At 60.6% G+C, this 18,571-nt stretch carries 15 protein-coding genes; 11 read left to right on the forward strand and 4 right to left on the reverse strand.

Going from position 1 to position 18,571, the window contains the following annotated elements:
* The first annotated feature begins 24 nt into the window (after positions 1-24).
* From smc to def, 4 genes are read left to right on the forward strand one after another with little or no spacing between them, the layout of a single operon-like run.
* On the forward strand, positions 25-3,540 hold the full coding sequence (gene smc / locus EXZ61_RS10605; protein ID WP_142811621.1) for a chromosome segregation protein SMC: 3,516 nt from the start codon (positions 25-27) through the stop codon (positions 3,538-3,540).
* Positions 3,541-3,546: 6 nt separating this feature from the next.
* Positions 3,547-4,590 (forward strand): cell division protein ZipA C-terminal FtsZ-binding domain-containing protein, encoded by a 1,044-nt coding sequence (locus EXZ61_RS10610; protein ID WP_142811624.1) that lies wholly within the window; start codon positions 3,547-3,549, stop codon positions 4,588-4,590.
* A 15-nt stretch (positions 4,591-4,605) separates the two neighbouring features.
* On the forward strand, positions 4,606-6,690 hold the full coding sequence (gene ligA / locus EXZ61_RS10615; protein WP_142811626.1) for an NAD-dependent DNA ligase LigA: 2,085 nt from the start codon (positions 4,606-4,608) through the stop codon (positions 6,688-6,690).
* Positions 6,680-7,219, forward strand: a complete 540-nt coding sequence (def, locus tag EXZ61_RS10620) for a peptide deformylase (RefSeq protein ID WP_142811628.1) — start codon at positions 6,680-6,682, stop codon at positions 7,217-7,219. Before ligA ends, def begins: the two co-directional genes overlap by 11 nt.
* Before the next feature lie 110 nt (positions 7,220-7,329).
* On the opposite strand, the gene hutH is transcribed toward def, so the two are convergent.
* The gene (hutH, locus tag EXZ61_RS10625) at positions 7,330-8,880 is read right to left on the reverse strand and encodes a histidine ammonia-lyase (protein ID WP_142811630.1); all 1,551 of its coding nucleotides are present in this window, start codon (positions 8,878-8,880) and stop codon (positions 7,330-7,332) included.
* Positions 8,881-8,885: 5 nt separating this feature from the next.
* Positions 8,886-10,589 (reverse strand): urocanate hydratase, encoded by a 1,704-nt coding sequence (hutU, locus tag EXZ61_RS10630; RefSeq protein ID WP_142811632.1) that lies wholly within the window; start codon positions 10,587-10,589, stop codon positions 8,886-8,888.
* Positions 10,590-10,880: 291 nt separating this feature from the next.
* Between hutU and EXZ61_RS10635 the strand changes: the two genes are divergently transcribed.
* The 6 genes from EXZ61_RS10635 to EXZ61_RS10660 are packed head-to-tail and all read left to right on the forward strand — an operon-like array spanning position 10,881 to position 16,374.
* A complete protein-coding gene (locus EXZ61_RS10635) occupies positions 10,881-11,651 on the forward strand; it encodes an IclR family transcriptional regulator (RefSeq protein WP_142811634.1) in 771 nt (256 codons plus the stop codon).
* A gap of 9 nt (positions 11,652-11,660) precedes the next feature.
* The gene (gene hutC / locus EXZ61_RS10640; protein WP_142811636.1) at positions 11,661-12,371 is read left to right on the forward strand and encodes a histidine utilization transcriptional repressor HutC; all 711 of its coding nucleotides are present in this window, start codon (positions 11,661-11,663) and stop codon (positions 12,369-12,371) included.
* Positions 12,368-12,958, forward strand: coding sequence for a HutD/Ves family protein (locus tag EXZ61_RS10645; RefSeq protein WP_142811638.1), 591 nt, complete (start codon positions 12,368-12,370; stop codon positions 12,956-12,958). The genes hutC and EXZ61_RS10645 overlap by 4 nt, the downstream gene beginning before the upstream one ends.
* Positions 12,955-14,178, forward strand: a complete 1,224-nt coding sequence (gene hutI, locus EXZ61_RS10650) for an imidazolonepropionase (RefSeq protein ID WP_142811640.1) — start codon at positions 12,955-12,957, stop codon at positions 14,176-14,178. Before EXZ61_RS10645 ends, hutI begins: the two co-directional genes overlap by 4 nt.
* Positions 14,175-14,975, forward strand: coding sequence for an N-formylglutamate deformylase (hutG, locus tag EXZ61_RS10655; protein WP_142811642.1), 801 nt, complete (start codon positions 14,175-14,177; stop codon positions 14,973-14,975). The genes hutI and hutG overlap by 4 nt, the downstream gene beginning before the upstream one ends.
* Positions 14,965-16,374 carry a formimidoylglutamate deiminase gene (locus tag EXZ61_RS10660; protein WP_142811644.1) on the forward strand — a complete coding sequence of 470 codons (1,410 nt, stop codon included), beginning with the start codon at positions 14,965-14,967 and terminating at the stop codon, positions 16,372-16,374. Before hutG ends, EXZ61_RS10660 begins: the two co-directional genes overlap by 11 nt.
* 42 nt (positions 16,375-16,416) lie before the next feature.
* Here the strand turns inward: EXZ61_RS10660 and EXZ61_RS10665 are convergent, their stop codons facing one another.
* Positions 16,417-17,010 carry an NMCC_0638 family (lipo)protein gene (locus EXZ61_RS10665; RefSeq protein ID WP_142811646.1) on the reverse strand — a complete coding sequence of 198 codons (594 nt, stop codon included), beginning with the start codon at positions 17,008-17,010 and terminating at the stop codon, positions 16,417-16,419.
* Between the two features lie 163 nt (positions 17,011-17,173).
* On the opposite strand from EXZ61_RS10665, the gene EXZ61_RS10670 reads away from it, so the two are divergent.
* The gene (locus EXZ61_RS10670; RefSeq protein WP_425353618.1) at positions 17,174-17,722 is read left to right on the forward strand and encodes a lipocalin family protein; all 549 of its coding nucleotides are present in this window, start codon (positions 17,174-17,176) and stop codon (positions 17,720-17,722) included.
* Between the two features lie 2 nt (positions 17,723-17,724).
* On the opposite strand, the gene EXZ61_RS10675 is transcribed toward EXZ61_RS10670, so the two are convergent.
* Positions 17,725-18,546: an AraC family transcriptional regulator gene (locus EXZ61_RS10675; RefSeq protein ID WP_142811649.1), complete on the reverse strand. Its 822-nt coding sequence runs from the start codon at positions 18,544-18,546 to the stop codon at positions 17,725-17,727.
* Between the last annotated feature and the right edge of the window lie 25 nt (positions 18,547-18,571).

Here is an 18,571-nt window from a genome sequence, read left to right on the forward strand (position 1 = left end):
GCTTAGTTCTAGCGTTTAACGTCTGTGCGCCTCAATTCCATTAAGTTATCTGGCTTCAAGTCATTCGCGGAGCCCACCAACTTTCTATTGCCTGGGCAACTGATTGGTGTGGTGGGGCCCAACGGATGCGGAAAGTCCAACATCATGGATGCCGTGCGTTGGGTCTTGGGGGAGAGTCGCGCCAGCGAGCTCCGTGGCGAGTCCATGCAAGACGTGATCTTCAATGGGTCCACCACGCGAAAGGCTGCAAGCCGCTCCAGCGTAGAACTCGTCTTTGACAATGCCGACCATCGCGCGGGTGGCCAGTGGAACCAGTTTGGTGAAATTGCGGTACGCCGGGTGTTGACCCGAGACGGGACCTCCAGCTATTTTTTAAACAACCAACCTGTACGTCGGCGCGATGTGCAGGACGTGTTTTTGGGCACGGGTTTGGGGCCGAGGGCCTACGCCATCATTGGCCAAGGCACGATCAGCCGCATTATTGAATCCAAGCCGGAAGAGCTGCGCTTGTTCTTGGAGGAGGCCGCAGGTGTCTCTAAATACAAAGAACGACGGCGCGAAACAGAGAACCGGCTGCACGACACCCGCGAGAACTTGACCCGCGTGGAAGACATCCTGCGCGAGCTCAATGCCAATCTGGAAAAACTTGAGAAGCAGGCTGAAGTAGCCCAAAAGTACAACACTTTGCAAGCCAGCGTTACGCTTAAGCAGCATCAGCTATGGTTCTTGAAGCGCGCAGAGGCCTTGGCCGATCAGTCCAAGGTGCAGGCTGATGCCCAAAGTGCTGTCATTGCTCTGGAAAGTCGCACCGCAGACCTTCGCAGCATCGAGGCGGACCTAGAGGCTGTGCGTCAAGCGCACTACAGCGCGGGTGACCAAGTCAATCAAGCGCAAGGTCTGCTGTACGAGGCCAGCACCGATGTGGGCCGCTTAGAGGCAGAGATTCGGTTCGTGGTGGAAGGGCGTCAGCGCGTGGAGCAGCGCATGCACACGCTAGCGGAACAAATTGGCCAATGGGCCGCGCGCAAAGAAGATGCTGCCGCTGAGCTAGAGCGGCTGGCTGAATTGGCCATGGTGGGTGAAGAGCAAACCGAGTTGTTGGCGGCGCAAGTGGAAGAGCAGGCCCAATTGGTACCTGACTTAGAAGACGCATTGACGCTAGCGCAGCGCACCGCGAATGAACAGCGCGGTAGCGTGACCCAAGTCCAGCAGCAAATACAGGTTCTGGCTGCGGAACAACGCAGTATTGAGGAGCAGTCTCGGCAGTTCAGCACGCGGCGCGAGCGCCTCGGCGTGGACCGCAACGCCTTATCGGCCCCTGATGAGGCGCGCCTGCGCACTCTGCAAGAGCAGCTGGAAGAAGCGCAAGAGGCCAGCGAGGTGGCGCATGCGCGCTTGCAAGATTTGCAAGACGCGGTGCCACAATTGGACGAAGCCAGGAGCGCCCAGCAGCAGCTGGTTAACGCAGAGTCCTCCCGCAAGGCGGATTTGTCGGCCCGTATGGAGGCGCTAAAGACCTTGCAAGACAAGGTGAAGACAGATGGCAAGTTACAGCCATGGTTGGCTAAGCACGGCTTAGATGGCTTGCAGGGCCTGTGGAGTCGTATCCACATTGAGCCAGGCTGGGAAAATGCGCTAGAAGGCGCGTTGCGGGAGCGCTTGGGCGCCCTAGAGGTGTCGCGCCTAGAAATGGTCAAAGGCTTCGCCCATAACGCCCCGCCCGCCAAGCTGTCATTCTTTAGCCCACCTTTGGCTAGCGCGCCTGACACCGCGGCCGCCTTTCCTCGCTTGTCTGACCTGTTACGGGTGAATGACGCGGGTTTGCGCGGCGTATTGGTGGACTGGTTGCAGGGGTGTTTCACCGCCGCTAGTTTCGAGGATGCGCTGGCACAGCGAGACCAGCTGCATGCGGGCAGCAGTTTGTTCGTCAAGTCTGGCCACGTGGTGACTCGCCACAGTGTGAGCTTTTATGCCCAAGATTCTGAGCAAGCTGGTTTGTTGGCCCGTGCGCAAGAGATCGAAAACTTAGAGAAAGAGCTGCGCGCCCAAACACTCATTGCCGACGAAGCGCGGCTCGCCTTAGCGCGGTGTGAGTCTGCCTATGCGGAGAGCGCACAGCGCTTGGTTCTGGTGCGCCGCGAGGCCGCTGAGGCGCAAACCCGCAGCCACAGCTTGCAAGTGGAGACCCTTCGCTTGACGCAACTGGCGGAGCAAACCCGCGCCCGCAGTGCCCAGCTGGAATCTGACATGGCCGAGGTTGAGGCGCAGCTGGACGAACTGCAAGAACGTCGCGTAACGGCAGAAGGGCGGTTTGAAGAGCTTGACATGCAGTTGGCCGACAGCCAAGAGCGTCACGCCCAGTTGGAAGAGCGCGTGATCGATGCCCAGCGCGTGCTGGGCCAATGCAGAGAGCAACAGCGTAGTTTGGAACGCCAGGCGCAAGAAGCTACTTTTGCCCAGCGCAGCTTGCAAGCCCGCAACGCCGAGTTGTCGCGCGCGATTGAAACGGCAGACCAGCAGACCAGCTCCATCTTGGCGGAGCAACAGCGCGCCAAAGACGAAATGACGCGTTTGACGGATGCCGCTGCCCAAGCAGGACTGCAGAATGCTCTGGCGCTCAAGCTAGAGCGAGAGAAGGCCTTGGGCGCAAGGCGCAGCGAATACGACGACCTGACGGCCAAGCTGCGTTCCAGTGACGAGCGGCGTATGCAGTTGGAACGTGAGCTCGACCCATTGCGCCAGCGCATCACCGAGTTCCAGCTCAAAGAGCAGGCGGCGCGTCTGGGTTTTGAGCAGTTTGAGTCTCAATTGGTGGATGCCCAAGCTGACATGGCGGCTCTGGAAAAGAGCATTCAAGACGGCAATGTGCGATTGTTGGGCCTGCAAAGTGAGATTGACCGCATTCATCGTGACATTGCCGCCCTGGGTGCGGTGAATCTCGCGGCGCTCGATGAGCTCACCGCAGCCCGTGAGCGCAAGCAGTTTTTGGATGCCCAAAACCTGGACTTGACCTCGGCCATCAACACCCTAGAAGACGCTATCCGCAAGATCGACGCAGAAACCCGCGAGATGCTCTCCGGTACGTTTAACCAGGTCAACACGCACTTCGGCAAAATGTTCCCCGAGTTGTTTGGTGGTGGCAACGCGCGCTTGGTCATCACAGGCGATGAGATTTTGGATTCTGGTGTACAGGTCATTGCACAGCCGCCCGGCAAGAAGAATCAAACCATCCACTTGCTGTCCGGTGGTGAAAAAGCACTGACGGCCATTGCCTTGGTGTTTGCAATTTTTCAACTGAACCCGGCACCCTTTTGCTTGCTGGACGAAGTGGATGCGCCCTTGGACGACGCTAACACGGAGCGCTATGCCAAGTTGGTGGCCAGCATGAGCAAAGAAACCCAGTTTCTATTTATCAGTCACAACAAAATTGCCATGGAAATGGCGGAACAATTGATAGGAGTGACGATGCAAGAGCAAGGTGTCTCCCGCATTGTGGCGGTGGATATGGAGTCAGCAGTGAAGCTGGCGGAACTAGCGTAAAACAACATGAGTAATTTGCAAATTGGATTGGCAATAGCCGGCGGCGTTTTGCTCGCAGGCGTAGTGGCGCACAGTGCGTGGACATCGCGCAAGAATGCCCCTCGCCAAGCCCAACCTGACACCAACGCAGGTTCGGCCTATGCTGGCGAAGGTACCGAGCCTATTTTGGTGAGCTCCACGTTTGATGCTGAGCGCTTCCCGCTGCCGGTCGTAGCGCGCCGCCCAGTGATGGACTCACTGATCGATGTGATTGCCACGATTGCCTTGGACCCTCCCAACACGGCGGTGTCGGGAGATGCGGCTTTGGCTGCCATGCCTAGCACCCGCCGCGCAGGTAGCAAGCCCTTTGCGATTGAGGGCTATAACTTGGCCTTGCAAGTGTGGGAGACACCGGTAGCGGGCCAACGCTATGGTGGCTTTCAGGCGGGGGTGCAGTTGGCTAACCGCTCAGGCGCACTCAATGAAATTGAGTACTCTGAGTTTGTGGTCAAAACCCAGGCGTTTGCCGATGCCATCAATGCAACGCCAGAGTTTCCAGAGATGATGGAAGAGGTGGCCCGTGCGCGCGAGCTAGACCTGTTTGCGGGTGCCCACGATGCCCAGCTGGGCTTTACCATTCGGGCTCGCAATGCGTCATGGAGTCCTGGCTACTTGCAGCAAAATGCCGCCCGTCTGGGCTTTGTCGCCGGAGCCATTCCCGGGCGCATGGTGATGCCCGCCAGCACAGACGGTTTGCCACCTGTATTGGTTTTGACGTTTGACTCCCAGGCGGCCCTGGCAGACGATCCCACCCAAACCGCCATTCGTGAGGTGGCCTTGCACTTGGACGTCGCTCAGGTCGACCGCGCGGAACGTGCGTTTGTGCGTATGCGTGAAGCAGCCATGGGCTTGGCCCAAGCCATGGACGGCGTGGTCACCGATGACAACGGCCAAGCCCTGGTGCCCGCCACCATGGATGTGATTGGCAGCGAGTTAGAAGGCCTCTACGACACCTTGGAGCAGCGTGACTTGGCGGCTGGTTCGCCTTTGGCGCGACGTTTGTTCTCCTGATTCACCCCAAAGGCTATGGACAGTTTGGATTTGTTTTCTGCCGCGCCGCTGGCAGACGATCAGGCGCGCATGCAAGACTTGCGGGAGCAGTTACACCACCATGCGCACCTGTATTACGTGCTGGACGCGCCAGAGCTACCTGACGCGGAATACGACCGCCTTTTTCGCGAGCTGCAGGCCTTAGAAGCCAAGCATCCCCAGTGGTTGACGCCTGACTCACCCACGCAACGGGTGGGCGGCAAACCCTTGGACGCCTTCGCCAGCGTGCGCCATGCTGTGCCCATGCTCAGCATTCGCACCGAGACCGATACCGAGTCTACGGGCGCCGAGGCCTTTGACGCCCGCATTCGCCGAGAGCTGGAGTTGACTGACACCGCGCCAGCGGTCGAATACGTCACCGAGCTCAAGTTCGATGGCTTGGCCATGAGCCTGCGCTACGAAGCGGGTGTTTTGGTGCAAGCAGCCACCCGAGGCGACGGCGAGTTTGGCGAAGACGTGACCCAAAACATCCGCACCATCGGTCAAATACCGTTGCGCCTGCCAGAGGGCGTGCCCCAAGTACTGGAAGTGCGTGGTGAGGTGTATATGCGCCGCGACGACTTTGAGGCCCTCAATGAGCGGCAGCGCCAACGCATTGCCGCCGGTGAGAAGGGCGAAAAGACCTTTGTGAACCCGCGCAACGCTGCCGCTGGTGCGGTGCGCCAGTTAGACCCCAACATCGCCGCGCAGCGCCCCCTGAGCTTTTTTGCCTATGGCGTGGGCGAGATTACGCCCCAAGCTGCAGGCGCCTTGTTCGCGACCCATATGGAATTGCTGCAAACCCTTAAAAAGTGGGGTTTTCCGGTGGCGGCGCAGGTGGATATTGCGCAAGGCGCTACTGAATTGGTAGCGTACCACGGACGCATAGGTGCGCTGCGCGACCAACTACCGTTCGACATTGACGGCGTGGTCTACAAGGTCAACAGCATTGCCTTGCAACTGCGCTTAGGCTTTGTGAGCCGTGAGCCCCGCTGGGCGGTGGCCCACAAATACCCAGCCCAAGAGCAGCTAACCACGGTCTTGGCGATTGACGTGCAGGTTGGGCGCACTGGCAAGCTCACACCGGTTGCCAAGCTAGCCCCTGTGTTTGTGGGCGGTGTGACGGTGACCAATGCCACGCTGCATAACGAAGACGAGGCCCGCCGCAAAGACGTACGAGTGGGTGACACCGTGGTTGTGCGCCGCGCAGGCGATGTAATTCCTGAGGTGGTGTCTGTGCTGCTAGACAAGCGCCCAGACGGGGCCGCGCAGTTCACCATGCCGCACATTTGCCCCGTGTGCCAATCCGCAGCCGTGCGCGAAGAGGGCGAGGCAGACTACCGCTGCACCGGCGGTTTGTTTTGCAGCGCGCAGCGCAAGCAAGCGATCTTGCATTTCGCACAGCGCCGTGCGGTAGAGGTGGAAGGCTTGGGCGACAAACTGGTGGAGCAGCTTGTGGACGCCGGTGTCATCCACACCCTGCCAGACCTGTACCGCTTAGGCCTCAGTGCCTTGGCAAGCCTAGAGCGCATGGCGGACAAATCAGCCCAAAACATCGTGGACGCCCTGGAAAAGTCCAAGCAAACCACTTTGCCGCGCTTTTTGTTTGGTCTGGGTATTCGCCATGTGGGTGAATCTACGGCCAAAGAGTTGGCGCGTCACTTCGGCACGCTGGACGCGATCATGGACGCTTCGCTTGAGACCTTGCTAGAGGTAAGCGACGTGGGGCCCATCGTCGCGGCCAGTATTCACACCTTCTTCGCCCAAGCCCACAACCGCGAGGTGGTGGAGCAATTGCGCGCCTGTGGCGTGACCTGGCCTGAAGGCACCCCAGCATCAACTGGCCCCAAACCCTTGGCGGGCAAGACCTTGGTGCTCACTGGCACCTTGCCCACGCTAGGCCGTGACGCCGCCAAAGACCTGATCGAAGCCGCAGGTGGCAAAGTCAGCGGATCTGTGAGCAAGAAAACCAGCTACGTGGTGGCTGGCACTGAGGCAGGCAGCAAGCTGGATAAAGCGCAGGAGTTGGGCGTGGCGGTGCTGGACGAGGCTGGACTGTTGGAGTTACTCAATGGCAGTTAAAGAAATACTGAAAATGGGTGACCCGCGCTTGCTGCGGCAAGCCTTGCCGGTCACGGCCTTTGATACGGATGCACTGCATCTGTTGATCACGGACATGCTAGACACCATGCGTGCGGCCAACGGTGCGGGCTTGGCGGCGCCGCAGATTGGGGTAGATTTGCAGCTGGTGATTTTTGGCTCCAACGACCGCAACCCGCGTTACCCCGACCGGCCTGTGGTGCCACCCACTGTGTTGATCAACCCCGTAATCACACCCTTAGGCGATGCGGAAGAGCTGGATTGGGAAGGGTGCCTGTCGGTGCCCGGATTGCGGGGCGAGGTGCCGCGCTGGGCCAAGATTCGCTATACCGGGTTTGACCAGTATGGCGACCCCATAGACCGCACAGTAGAAGGCTTCCATGCCCGCGTGGTGCAACACGAGTGCGACCACTTGTGGGGCAAGTTGTACCCCATGCGTGTGCGCGACTTCACCAAGTTTGGCTATACCGAAATCTTGTTTCCCGGCATTGGCGCGGATGACGACGATTGAGCCATTGCGTGCACGCCAGTCGCCATGAAAAAGGCCTCAGCATGCTGAGGCCTTTTTGTTTGTCTTGCGAGATGCGATGCCGCCATTGGCTGGCGGCAGCAAACGGGCCGTTAGACGGGCACCCACAGTTGCGGCAGGGCTGGCAAAGTGCGCAGGATTTTCGTTAAGGCACCGCTTCGCACTAGGTTGGTAGCGTGCTCCATGTCAGGCGCCAAGTAGCGGTCTTGGTGCATGGCGGGAATGTCTTTGCGCAACAGTGCCAAGACTTCTTCCAAGGCTCCAGAGCTCTTGAGCGGGCGCAGAAACTCGATGCCTTGGGCTGCTGCCAGCAGCTCAATGCCCAAGATGTTGGCGGTGTTGCTGATCATGGCTTGCAGGCGGCGCGCCGCAAAGGTGGCCATTGACACATGGTCTTCTTGGTTGGCGCTGGTGGGCAGGCTGTCTACGCTGGCGGGGTGGGCCAGCGATTTGTTTTCAGAGGCCAATGCTGCAGCGGTAACGTGCGCAATCATGAAGCCGCTGTTCAGCCCAGCGTCTGCGGTCAAGAAGGGGGGCAGGCGGGACACGCTGCTGTCAATCAACATGGCGACGCGCCGCTCGGCAATGGCACCCACTTCAGCAATGGCCAAGGCCATGCCATCGGCTGCCAAAGCAACGGGCTCTGCATGGAAGTTACCACCCGAGAGCATGGCGCCGTCTTCAGGGAAGACCAGTGGGTTGTCGGTGACCGCGTTGGCTTCGCGCACCAGCACCAGTGCCCCGTGGCGCACCTGGTCCAAGCAGGCGCCCACCACTTGGGGTTGGCAGCGCAGGCAGTAGGGGTCTTGCACGCGGTCGTCGCCTTCTTCGTGGGACTTGCGTATGGCGCTGCCTTTGAGCAACTCACGGTAGTACTGCGCCACATCAATCTGGCCAGGTTGGCCGCGCAGCATGTGGATGCGTGGGTCAAACGGCCCGTCGCTGCCGCGTGCGGCGTCGATGGTGAGAGCGCCAATGACCAGCGCTGCTTCCAGCACAGGCTCAAAGCTGAAGAGCGCATGCAGCGCCAATGCGGTGGAGGTTTGCGTGCCGTTGATCAGTGCCAAACCTTCTTTGGGGCCCAGTTGCAGCGGGGAGATGCCCGCTTTTTGCAAGGCCTGCAAAGCGGGGACGCGCTTGCCGTCTTCCAGCATGTCGCCTTCACCCATGATGGCAAGCGTCATGTGGGCCAAGGGCGCCAAGTCGCCGGATGCACCCACCGAGCCTTGTGAAGGCACATAGGGCACCAAGCCCGCGTTGAACACAGCCAGCAGTGTGTCGATCACCACTTCGCGCACACCGGAGTGGCCGCGCGCCAAGCTGGCCGCTTTGATGGCCACCATGATGCGCATGATCTCGGGAGACAAAGGCGCACCTACGCCCACGCTGTGGGAGCGAATGAGGTTGAGTTGCAGGGTGGCCAACTGCTCTTTGCTAATGCGTTGGTTGGCCAGCTTGCCAAAGCCGGTGTTCACGCCATAGACCGGCGCGTCGCCATCGGCAGCGTTTTGCACGATTTGTTGGCTGGCGCGAATCACGGCGCGGCTGGCTTCTGGCAGTGCCAGCAGCACTTCACCGTTATGGATGGATTGCAGCTGCTCCAGCGTGAGCTTGCCGGGGTTAAGAGTGAGTGTGGGTTTCATAGGGCTTAGGCTTTCATGGGCATGTTCATGCCGTGTTGTTTGGCGCAGGTTTCTGCAATCTCGTAGCCCGCATCGGCATGGCGCATTACACCGGTGCCGGGGTCGTTCCACAGCACGCGTTCTAAGCGCTTGGCAGCTTCGGGTGTGCCGTCCGCCACAATGACCACGCCTGAGTGCTGCGAGTAGCCCATGCCCACACCACCACCGTGGTGCAAGCTGACCCAGGTCGCGCCGCTCGCCGTATTGAGCAAGGCGTTGAGCAAGGGCCAGTCACTCACGGCATCGCTGCCGTCTTGCATGGCTTCGGTTTCGCGGTTGGGGGAGGCGACTGAGCCGCTGTCCAAATGGTCGCGGCCAATGACGATAGGGCCTTTGAGTTCGCCGTTCTTCACCATCTCATTGAAGGCCAGGCCCGCCAGATGGCGCTCGCCCAGGCCTATCCAGCAAATGCGCGCGGGCAGGCCTTGGAAAGCAATGCGCTCTTGGGCCATGTCCAACCAGCGGTGCAGGTGCGCGTTGTGGGGGAACAGCTCTTTCATCTTGGCGTCGGTCTTGCGAATGTCCTCGGGGTCGCCGCTGAGCGCCACCCAGCGGAAGGGGCCCACGCCTTTGCAGAACAGGGGGCGCACATACGCGGGCACAAAGCCTGGGTAGTCAAACGCGTTGGCCACGCCATAGTCTTTGGCCACTTGGCGCAGGTTGTTGCCATAGTCCACCGTGGGAATGCCCATGGCGTGAAAGTCCAACATGGCTTGCACATGCTTGGCACAGGATTCGCCCGCCGCTTGGGTGAGTGCGGCGTGCTGGCTAGGGTCTTGTTGTGCGGCTTTCCATTGCGCCACAGTCCAACCCGATGGCAAATAGCCGTTGATGATGTCATGCGCCGAGGTTTGGTCGGTCACGATGTCGGGGCGTATGCCACCCGCTTTGGCACGGCGCACCAACTCGGGCACGATGTCAGCGGCGTTGCCACACAGGGCGATGGACACGGCTTTTTTCTCTGCGGTGTATTTGGCAATGCGGGCTAGCGCGTCATCCAAGTCGGTCGCTTGCTCGTCTACATAACGGGTGCGCAAGCGGAAGTCGATGCTGCTTTGCTGGCATTCGATGTTGAGCGAGCAGGCTCCGGCAAAGGTCGCTGCCAAGGGCTGCGCACCACCCATGCCGCCAAGGCCAGCGGTGAGTACCCAACGCCCGGCCAAGCTGCCGCCAAAGTGCTGGCGGCCTGCTTCCACAAAAGTCTCATAGGTGCCTTGCACGATGCCTTGCGAGCCAATGTAGATCCAGCTGCCAGCGGTCATCTGGCCGTACATCATGAGGCCTGCGCGGTCCAGTTGGTTGAAGTGGTCCCAGGTGGCCCACTTGGGCACGAGGTTGGAGTTGGCCAAGAGCACGCGGGGGGCATCGGTGTGGGTGCGAAACACGCCCACAGGTTTGCCGGATTGCACGAGCAGGGTTTCGTCGGCTTTGAGCTTGGTGAGTGCGTCCAAGATACCGTCGAAGCAAGGCCAGTTGCGCGCTGCTTTGCCGATACCACCGTACACCACCAAGGCGTCTGGGTTCTCGGCTACCTCGGGGTCGAGGTTGTTTTGGAGCATGCGGTAAGCCGCTTCGATTTGCCAGTTGGCGCAATGCAATTGGCTGCCACGCGGCGCGCGCACGGTGCGCGGCTGGGCATTGGCGAAAGGACTGTGCGTTGGGTTGGTCATGGTCTACACACCTTGGTTTGTGATGGGATGGGTGGCAGTCTAGTTGTCTATACAACTTGGTTTTATAAGGGAAAACCCTAAACTTATCCGCCACTCTGAAGTGAACGGTGTTAAGCGGAAAGGCACGTTTTCATTGGGGAAAACAAGGTTTGGAAGGATTTGTTGTGGACTAATCTCCAGCTTGCCGTGATTCAAATAATCCAAGCCTATTCCCATCTGTTGATAATGACGGGTTTACGCTTGCGTGTGCACGCTTGATACTTGCGCCTACCTTGCCTTAGCACCTTCCCCATGCCGCAAAACAACACGCCCCCCAAACTCCCGACCGCAACAGCGGTATCGGCGGTGGACCGCGCGCTGGTGGTATTGGCAACGCTTGCAACGCAAGGACGTGCCATGACGGCGGCCGAACTGATTGCTACCACCGCCTTGAGCCAAAGCACGCTGTACCGCCAGTTGGCAAGCCTCAAGCGCTGGGGTTTTGTGCTGGAGGTGGACGGACGTTATGCGCCTGGCCCCTTGAGCTTGCAGCTGGCTCTGGGCTTTGACATGGCGTCTCACCTTGTCCAGCACGCCCGCGCCGAAATGGTGGCGATGGCCCAGCAGTCCCAAGAGAGCGTGGGCTTGGTGGTGGCTGTGAATGGGCAGGCCGTGTGCATTGACATGGTGGACAGCACCCAATCGCTGCGTTGCTCGTTTGAAAAAGGCCGCAGCGTGCCCTTGCAAAAAGGGGCGTCTTCCAAATGCCTCCTGGCGCACCTGCCTGCTGCAGCGCTGCAAGCGGCCTTGGATGCCAACTTTGCGACGGATGACCCGGGCTTGCCAGCACTGCAAGCGGAGCTAGGCAACATTCGCAAGGCAGGCTATGTCGTGAGCCACGGCGAGGTAGACGCGGGCGTCTGGGGTGTCAGCGCGCCGGTGCTCACCAGCGGCAAGCGCGCCTTGGGGGCTTTGACCCTCATGGCGCCTACGGTGCGCGCCCAAGGCAAGCAGCCGCAATTAATCCAAATGCTGGTGGTCAGTGCCGCCCGCATTTCCAGAAACTTGAACACGGCGACCTGAAGACCTGATATGCCTTCCTCCAAGATGCCCGCGTTTGAGCGGGTGAAGACCTTTATCAAAGTGCAAATCAGCGTAGGCGCTTGGCGACCTGGCGATGCTGTGCCCAGCGAGGCTGCGCTGCAGCAGCAGTTTGGCATCAGCCGCATGACCGTGAACCGGGCCTTGCGGGAGTTGGCCGCCGAAGGGCTGGTCACTCGCGTGCAAGGCTCGGGCACGGTGGTGGCTGAGCTGCACCGCATCTCGACCACGCTAGACATTCGCGACATCCATGAAGAGGTGCAAGCGCGGGGCCATGTGCACAGCACGCGCGTGGTGCAATTGATCACCACCGTGGCCGATGCGCGGGTGGCCGAGGCGCTGCGTCTTAAGGCCGGTGCCCAAGTGTTTCATTCAGTTTTGGTGCACTTTGAGAACGGCGTGGCCATTCAGGTGGAGGACCGCTATGTGAACCCCGCCTCGGCGCCGGACTACATGGACCTGGATTTCCAAGCCACCACACCGTCGCACTACCTGCTGGCGCACGCGCCGCTCACCGAAGCCAGTTACACCATTGAGGCCGCCTTGCCGCGCCCCGAAGAGGCGGCTCTTTTGGGCATTGCCCCTAGCGCCCCGTGCTTGGTGATGACGCGGCGCACGGTCAGTGGCATCCATGTGGCCAGCTTGGCGCGCTTGGTGTACCCCGGAATGTTGTATAGCTTTAGTGGAGAGTTACAGGTATGACGTGGCAATGTGTCAATTTGGCCGAAGTGGCCCCCAGCCCCTGGCGCAATGGCGGTGGCACCACGCGTGAGTTGGTCGCCTGGCCCAACGCCCAAGACTGGGTGTGGCGCATGTCAGTGGCGGAGGTCACGCAGGGTGGGCCTTTTTCTCGCTTTGACGGCGTGCAGCGCTGGTTTGCGGTGCTCAGCGGGGCCGGCGTAGAGTTGCAGCTGCAAGTGGCTAAGCACCCACGCGCGCCGCTGCAAACGCAGCACCAGGTGCTCACTATGGACAGTGGCGCGTTTAGCTTTGACGGTGCTACCCCGGTGGAATGCAGCCTGATGGACGGGCCAACCCAAGACTTCAACCTCATGCTGCGCAAAGACCAGGCCAGCGGCACCATGCGCAAGTTCATGGGTACCGTGTGTGTAGAACTGGATGCTCCCAAAACTGTAGCTGTCTACGCAATAGATACGGGCGCAAAGGCCACTTTTAGCAATGAAAGCGTGAATTTGGACGCCGGGTGGCTCGCTTGGCGCTCTGTGCCCGCCCAAGCTGAAGTACACCTTGAAGCGGCCAGCGCTTTGTGGATGGAGATTGCGGTATGACTCTGCAACTGTGGGAACACTGTTCCGTAGCCACCATGCAGGCCGACGGGCCGCTTGCGAGCCAGCCCTATGGCTGGATAGAGGATGCCGCACTGGTGGTGCAGGGCGCTACGGTGCATTGGGTGGGCACGCGCGCCGCGCTGCCCGACACGCTGCGTGCCCAATGCGTGCAACAGCATGACGCGGGCGGTGCCCTGATCACCCCCGGGCTGATCGATTGCCACACGCACTTGGTGTACGGCGGTGACCGGGCCCACGAGTTTGAACTGCGGCTCAATGGCGCGAGCTATGAAGACATTGCCCGCCAAGGTGGCGGCATAGCCTCTACGGTGCGTGCCACCCGCGCGGCCACCAGCGCTGAGCTGCTGGCACAGAGCGAAAAGCGGCTGTTGCGCCTGATGCAAGAGGGCGTCACCACCGTGGAAATTAAGTCGGGCTATGGGCTAGAGCTGAGCCAAGAGGCCAAATGCCTGGAGGTAGCGCGGCGCTTGGGCCACACCCAGGCGGTGGCCGTGCGCACCACTTTCTTGGGGGCCCACGCCTTGCCGCCCGAGTTTGCAGGGCAGTCGGATGCCTATATCGACGCGGTGCTGCGTATGTTGGTTCAGCTGTACGCCCAAGGGCTGGTTGACGCGGTGGACGCGTTTTGCGAGCGCATTGCCTTCTCCCCCGCGCAAACCCAGCGTGTGTTTGAGGCAGCGCGCGCCCTGGGCTTGCCGGTCAAGCTGCATGCCGAGCAGCTGAGTGACAGCGGTGGTGCAGCTTTGGCCGCGAGTTTTGGCGCGCTGAGTTGCGACCATTTGGAATGGCTCTCACCCGACGGTGCGCAGGCCATGGCACAGGCGGGCACGGTGGCGGTGTTGCTGCCGGGAGCCTATTACTTTCTGCGTGAAACCAAGTTACCGCCTATTGACCTGTTGCGCAACAAGGGCGTACCGATTGCCATCTCTACCGACAGCAACCCCGGCAGTTCACCCTGCACCTCTTTGCTGCTGATGCTCAACATGGCGTGCACGCTGTTCAGACTGACGCCAGAAGAAGCATTGGCCGGTGTGACCCGTAACGCCGCGCGCGCCTTGGGCTTGGGCGACCGTGGCGTGCTAGCGCCCGGCATGCGCGCCGACTTTGCGCTGTGGGATGTGCAACGCCCCGCACAACTCAGCTATGCGCTGGGTGCCAACCCCTGTATCCAAACCATTTTCAACGGTGAGCCACGATGAGTTTTACCCTGCACTGCGGCAGCGCGCCGCTCTTGGTCAGCATGCCGCACATCGGCACCCATATCCCTGCGGACTTGCGGGCCAGTTATGTGCCCCGCGCCTTAGCAGTTGAAGACACCGATTGGCATTTGGCCCAGCTGTATGCCGCGCTCCCATCCTTGGGGGCGAGCGTGATCCAGCCTGTTGTGTCACGTTACGTGATCGACCTGAACCGCCCGCCCGATGACACCCCGATGTACCCCGGCGCATCGAACACCGAACTATGCCCCACACGCTTCTTCACCGGTGACGCCTTGTACCAAGCGGGCTGTGAGCCTAGCGCTGAAGAAGTGCAGCGCCGCAAAGCGCTGTACTGGCAGCCCTACCACGCCGCATTGCAACAAGAGCTGGAGCGCCTGCGCAGCGTGCACGGCTACGCGTTGCTGTGGGACGCGCACAGCATTCGCTCCGCCATTCCTTGGCTGTTTGAGGGCACTTTGCCTGCGCTCAACATTGGCACCGCCAGTGGGGCCAGCGCCCATGCCAGCATCACGGCTGCGGTAGAGCGCATTTGCCTAGGAGCCAGTGGCGTGAGCCATGTGGTCAATGGCCGCTTCAAAGGCGGCTTTATCACCCGCAACTACGGCCGCCCCAGCGAAAACATCCACGCGGTGCAACTGGAGATGTGCCAAAACCTCTATATGCAAGAGCACGCGCCGTTTGGCTATGACGCAACGCTGGCTGCGTGCATTCAACCGCAGCTGCACGCCATGCTGGGTGCCGCCATGGCCGCTTGTGGAGCTTTGTATGCCGCTTGATTCAACGCCTCAGACCGCAGCTGTTCACACTTTTTATGCGCCACAAGCCTGGGTGGGTGGCGCGTGGGCCCAACAGGTGCTGCTGCGTGTCGATGCGCAAGGCCATTGGTGCGAGATTACGCCCAACGCGCAGGCAGAGCAGGGCGCAACCGTGTTGCCTGGGCCGGTGTTGCCCGGTGTGGTCAACGCCCACAGCCATGCGTTTCAACGCGCGATTGCGGGGCTCACCGAGCGCAAAAGCACCGGTGCCGCGCACGCCAGTGACGACTTTTGGAGCTGGCGCGACCGCATGTACTCGGCCGCCTTGCGCATCAGCCCCACGCAGCTAGAGCACATTGCCACCCAGCTGTACACCGAGTTGCTGGCCGCAGGCTACACCCAGGTCTGCGAGTTCCATTACCTGCACAACCCAGTGGACGCCAGTGCCATCGCACAGCCTTTGGATATGTCTTTGGCCTTGGTGCGGGCGGCCCAAAAGGTGGGCTTGGGGCTGACCTTGTTGCCCACCTTGTACATGCGCTCTGGCTTTGGCGCGCAGGGTTTGCGGGCGGACCAACGCCGCTTTGCCTCCACGCCTGACAGCTTGTTGCGTTTGGTGCAAGACCTGCAAGTGCATACGCAAGAGATGCCGCTGGTGAACGTGGGGGTAGCGCTGCACTCCCTGCGTGCAGCCAGCCCTGATGCCATTCAAGAAGTGGCAGCCCATGCCGCCCAAGAGGCCTTGCCTGTGCACATTCACATTGCCGAGCAAACCCAAGAAGTGCAAGACTGCCTGGCCCATACGGGCCAGCGCCCCATTGAATGGCTGCTAAACCACCACGCACTCAACAGCCGTTGGAACTTGGTGCATGCCACCCACACCACGCAAGCGGAGTTGCAGGGCGTGGCAGCCAGTGGTGCAAGCATTGTGATTTGCCCCAGCACCGAGGCCAACTTGGGCGACGGTGTGTTTGACTACCTGGGTTACACACAGGCCCAAGGCACCTGGTCCATAGGGTCTGACAGCCATGTCACGCGCAGTTGGAGCGAAGAGTTGCGGCTGTTGGAATACTCTCAGCGCCTCACCCAACGCAAGCGCAATGTGGCGGCCCAAGCGGCACCTGCGGACTGCCTCAGCACGGCTGGCGCATTGTTCGACGCGGCGTTAGGCGGTGGAACTGGGGCCAGCGGGCAAGCTTTGGCTGGCATCGCGCTGGGGCAGCGCGCTGACTTTCAGGTCTTGGACAGCCATGCGCCAAGCTTGCTAGGGGTACCGGTTGACTACGTGCTTGACGCAACCCTATTCTCCAGCCCGGATACACGTCCTGCCGCGGTCTATGTGGCGGGCAAGCTGGCTGTCAACCAGAGCACGGATACAGCCGACCACTACCTTGCGGCCATGCGTGCCCTGTGGGTTTGATTGCTCCTCTTTTGGGAGCAATCTACGCAATAGGGATGGGCGCTAGGGGCTAGATTTGGCTGTGCGGCCTATCGTCAGGACCGCTTGCATACCCGCTGCCTCCGCGTCGGTGGTGGTGCTTGCAAAGGCCCAACCTTGGGTGGCTTCTGATTTCGAGACAAAGTACACGACTTGCTTGAACCGAATGCCCCCTTGGTCCACCTCTTTGTCCAGAATGCGCTGCACCGAGACACCGGGCTGGTTCATCCCTTGCAAGACCTTGTCAAACGTTTCACTGATGGTTTTGCTGTCAGCCCGTCGCCCCATTACTTGGCAGCGACCGTCTTCGTACAGCACCAAGGCTTGTTGGCTTATGGGGCCTAGGCTAACGTCCCAGACCGTGCCGACCTGCCCCGCCAGCAACGCACTGGCGTAGGGCGGGTTGTGTTGAAAACCATAGGTCTTGGCCAAACCTTGGATGTCAGATGGCGAGCCAAAATGCGTGGCGCAGGTGTCCATCCAAAGCTTGCCGAGCAGCTTGGCCTGCTCTTCCCGGGAAGAATCATCGGTCTGCGCGGATACCGATGCGGCCATCGTCGTGAGCCACAGTGCGCTGGCCAGCGCACAGACAAAGCGGCGGGTAGATGTGATATTCATGTGGTTTTAGACCTTTTAGTAGGCAGGCAATGGAGACGTATTGGTGGCACAACGCCACTATAGCCAAGGTGGGGCGGGGACATTGTTTCCGCCGAAGCGGCACGCGCGGTTTCCTAACGACAATCAAGACCTGATCATCAACGAACCTATTTTCCCGGCGGTTATGAACCCAATCTCCAGATACACATTCAATCGCCTGCTCATGCTGTGCCTTGCTGCTGCTTCGTGGACGGCCCAGGCCCAAGCGCCTGTGGGCAGCGTACCGGCGGTCGACTTGGCGCGTTACAGCGGTCAGTGGTTCGAGCTGGCCAGTTTTCCGATGTTCTTCCAACGAAACTGTGTGGGTGACACGACGGCTGAGTACACCGCCCTGGCAGATGGCGCTATCGAAGTGCACAACCGCTGCCGCACAGAGAGCGGATTCAATGAGGCCACCGGACGGGCAACTGTCGTTCCTGGTTTTGGCAATGGCCGCCTGAAGGTATCGTTCTTTTGGCCCTTCAAAGCGGACTATTGGATTGTGGGTTTGGACCCCCAGTACCGCTGGGCCGTGGTGGGTAATCCCAACCGCAAGTACCTATGGATTCTGTCGCGCACGCCCCAGTTGCCCGCTGAGCTTTTGGCCAACGCGTTGGCAGCCGCCCAGGCCCAAGGCTATGACCTCACGCAGCTCAAATACACCCTACATGGCGGAGCTAGCGCAGCGCCCTAACGCTAGAACGCTTGCAGCGTGTCACTGGCTTTGGTTTGGAAACTGCTAGGCGGCTGACCCATGGCGGCTTTGAACATGGCGCTAAAGGCACTGTCACTGGCGTAACCGGTGGCCGCCGCTACATGTCCGATGGACATGCCTTTGGCCAGCATGGGCAAGGCGTGCGCCAAGACGGCTTGCTGTCGCCACTGCTGAAAGCTGGTCGATAATTCGGTGCGAAACAGGCGTGCCACTGTGCGCTCGCTAGCGCCTATGTCGACCGCCCACTCCGACAGGGTGGCGCGTTCAGCGGGCGCTGCCAGTATGGCCTCGCACAATGCCCGTAAGCGCTTGTCTCGGGGGAGTGGTACCCCCAGCGCCTGCGCGGGGGCGCGGCCTAGCTCATTGCTTGCCAGCGTCATCAACGCCTGCTCGCGTACGCCGGATTCTGGTTCAGCTAGGGCCTGGATAAGCTCACGCAGCAAACTCGATACGACCAAGACGCGACTTGACTCCCAGCCGGGTGGCATGGCGGTGCTATGAAAGTCAACCGTGCGCATCTCCGCGGTTTCCAGCACCGTGACGGTGTGCTCCACGTTGGGTGGTATCCACACGGCGCGGGTCGGCGGCACGATGTAGGTGGTCTCTAGTGCGCCCTGTTTAACGCTTACTTGCATCAGCCCGTTCCCGCAGCACGACAGTTGGGCCCACGGGTGCTGGTGGGGGGTGACGTGCGTGTCCATTTGCAAGGGCCGGGCTCGGCAGCGGACGGGCCTTTGCAAGGTAGGCGCACGGTCGTGGCGGCTGTCAAAACTGACCGGATTGAGCTTTTTGGCGGGTTTCATGGGGAGGAGGGTGCCAGTTGCTGCA

This window comes from Rhodoferax aquaticus (assembly GCF_006974105.1).
Taxonomy (GTDB): Bacteria; Pseudomonadota; Gammaproteobacteria; order Burkholderiales; family Burkholderiaceae_C; genus Allorhodoferax; species Allorhodoferax aquaticus_A.

Coding starts and splice junctions, on each gene's coding strand:
- EXZ61_RS10665 (WP_142811646.1), bottom strand. CDS start 17,010: ATGAATATCACATCTACCCGCCGCTTTGTCTGTGCGCTGGCCAGCGCA.
- hutU (WP_142811632.1), bottom strand. CDS start 10,589: ATGACCAACCCAACGCACAGTCCTTTCGCCAATGCCCAGCCGCGCACC.
- hutH (WP_142811630.1), bottom strand. CDS start 8,880: ATGAAACCCACACTCACTCTTAACCCCGGCAAGCTCACGCTGGAGCAG.
- EXZ61_RS10635 (WP_142811634.1), top strand. CDS start 10,881: ATGCCGCAAAACAACACGCCCCCCAAACTCCCGACCGCAACAGCGGTA.
- ligA (WP_142811626.1), top strand. CDS start 4,606: ATGGACAGTTTGGATTTGTTTTCTGCCGCGCCGCTGGCAGACGATCAG.
- EXZ61_RS10670 (WP_425353618.1), top strand. CDS start 17,174: ATGAACCCAATCTCCAGATACACATTCAATCGCCTGCTCATGCTGTGC.
- EXZ61_RS10610 (WP_142811624.1), top strand. CDS start 3,547: ATGAGTAATTTGCAAATTGGATTGGCAATAGCCGGCGGCGTTTTGCTC.
- def (WP_142811628.1), top strand. CDS start 6,680: ATGGCAGTTAAAGAAATACTGAAAATGGGTGACCCGCGCTTGCTGCGG.
- hutI (WP_142811640.1), top strand. CDS start 12,955: ATGACTCTGCAACTGTGGGAACACTGTTCCGTAGCCACCATGCAGGCC.
- hutC (WP_142811636.1), top strand. CDS start 11,661: ATGCCTTCCTCCAAGATGCCCGCGTTTGAGCGGGTGAAGACCTTTATC.
- EXZ61_RS10675 (WP_142811649.1), bottom strand. CDS start 18,546: ATGAAACCCGCCAAAAAGCTCAATCCGGTCAGTTTTGACAGCCGCCAC.
- hutG (WP_142811642.1), top strand. CDS start 14,175: ATGAGTTTTACCCTGCACTGCGGCAGCGCGCCGCTCTTGGTCAGCATG.
- EXZ61_RS10660 (WP_142811644.1), top strand. CDS start 14,965: ATGCCGCTTGATTCAACGCCTCAGACCGCAGCTGTTCACACTTTTTAT.
- EXZ61_RS10645 (WP_142811638.1), top strand. CDS start 12,368: ATGACGTGGCAATGTGTCAATTTGGCCGAAGTGGCCCCCAGCCCCTGG.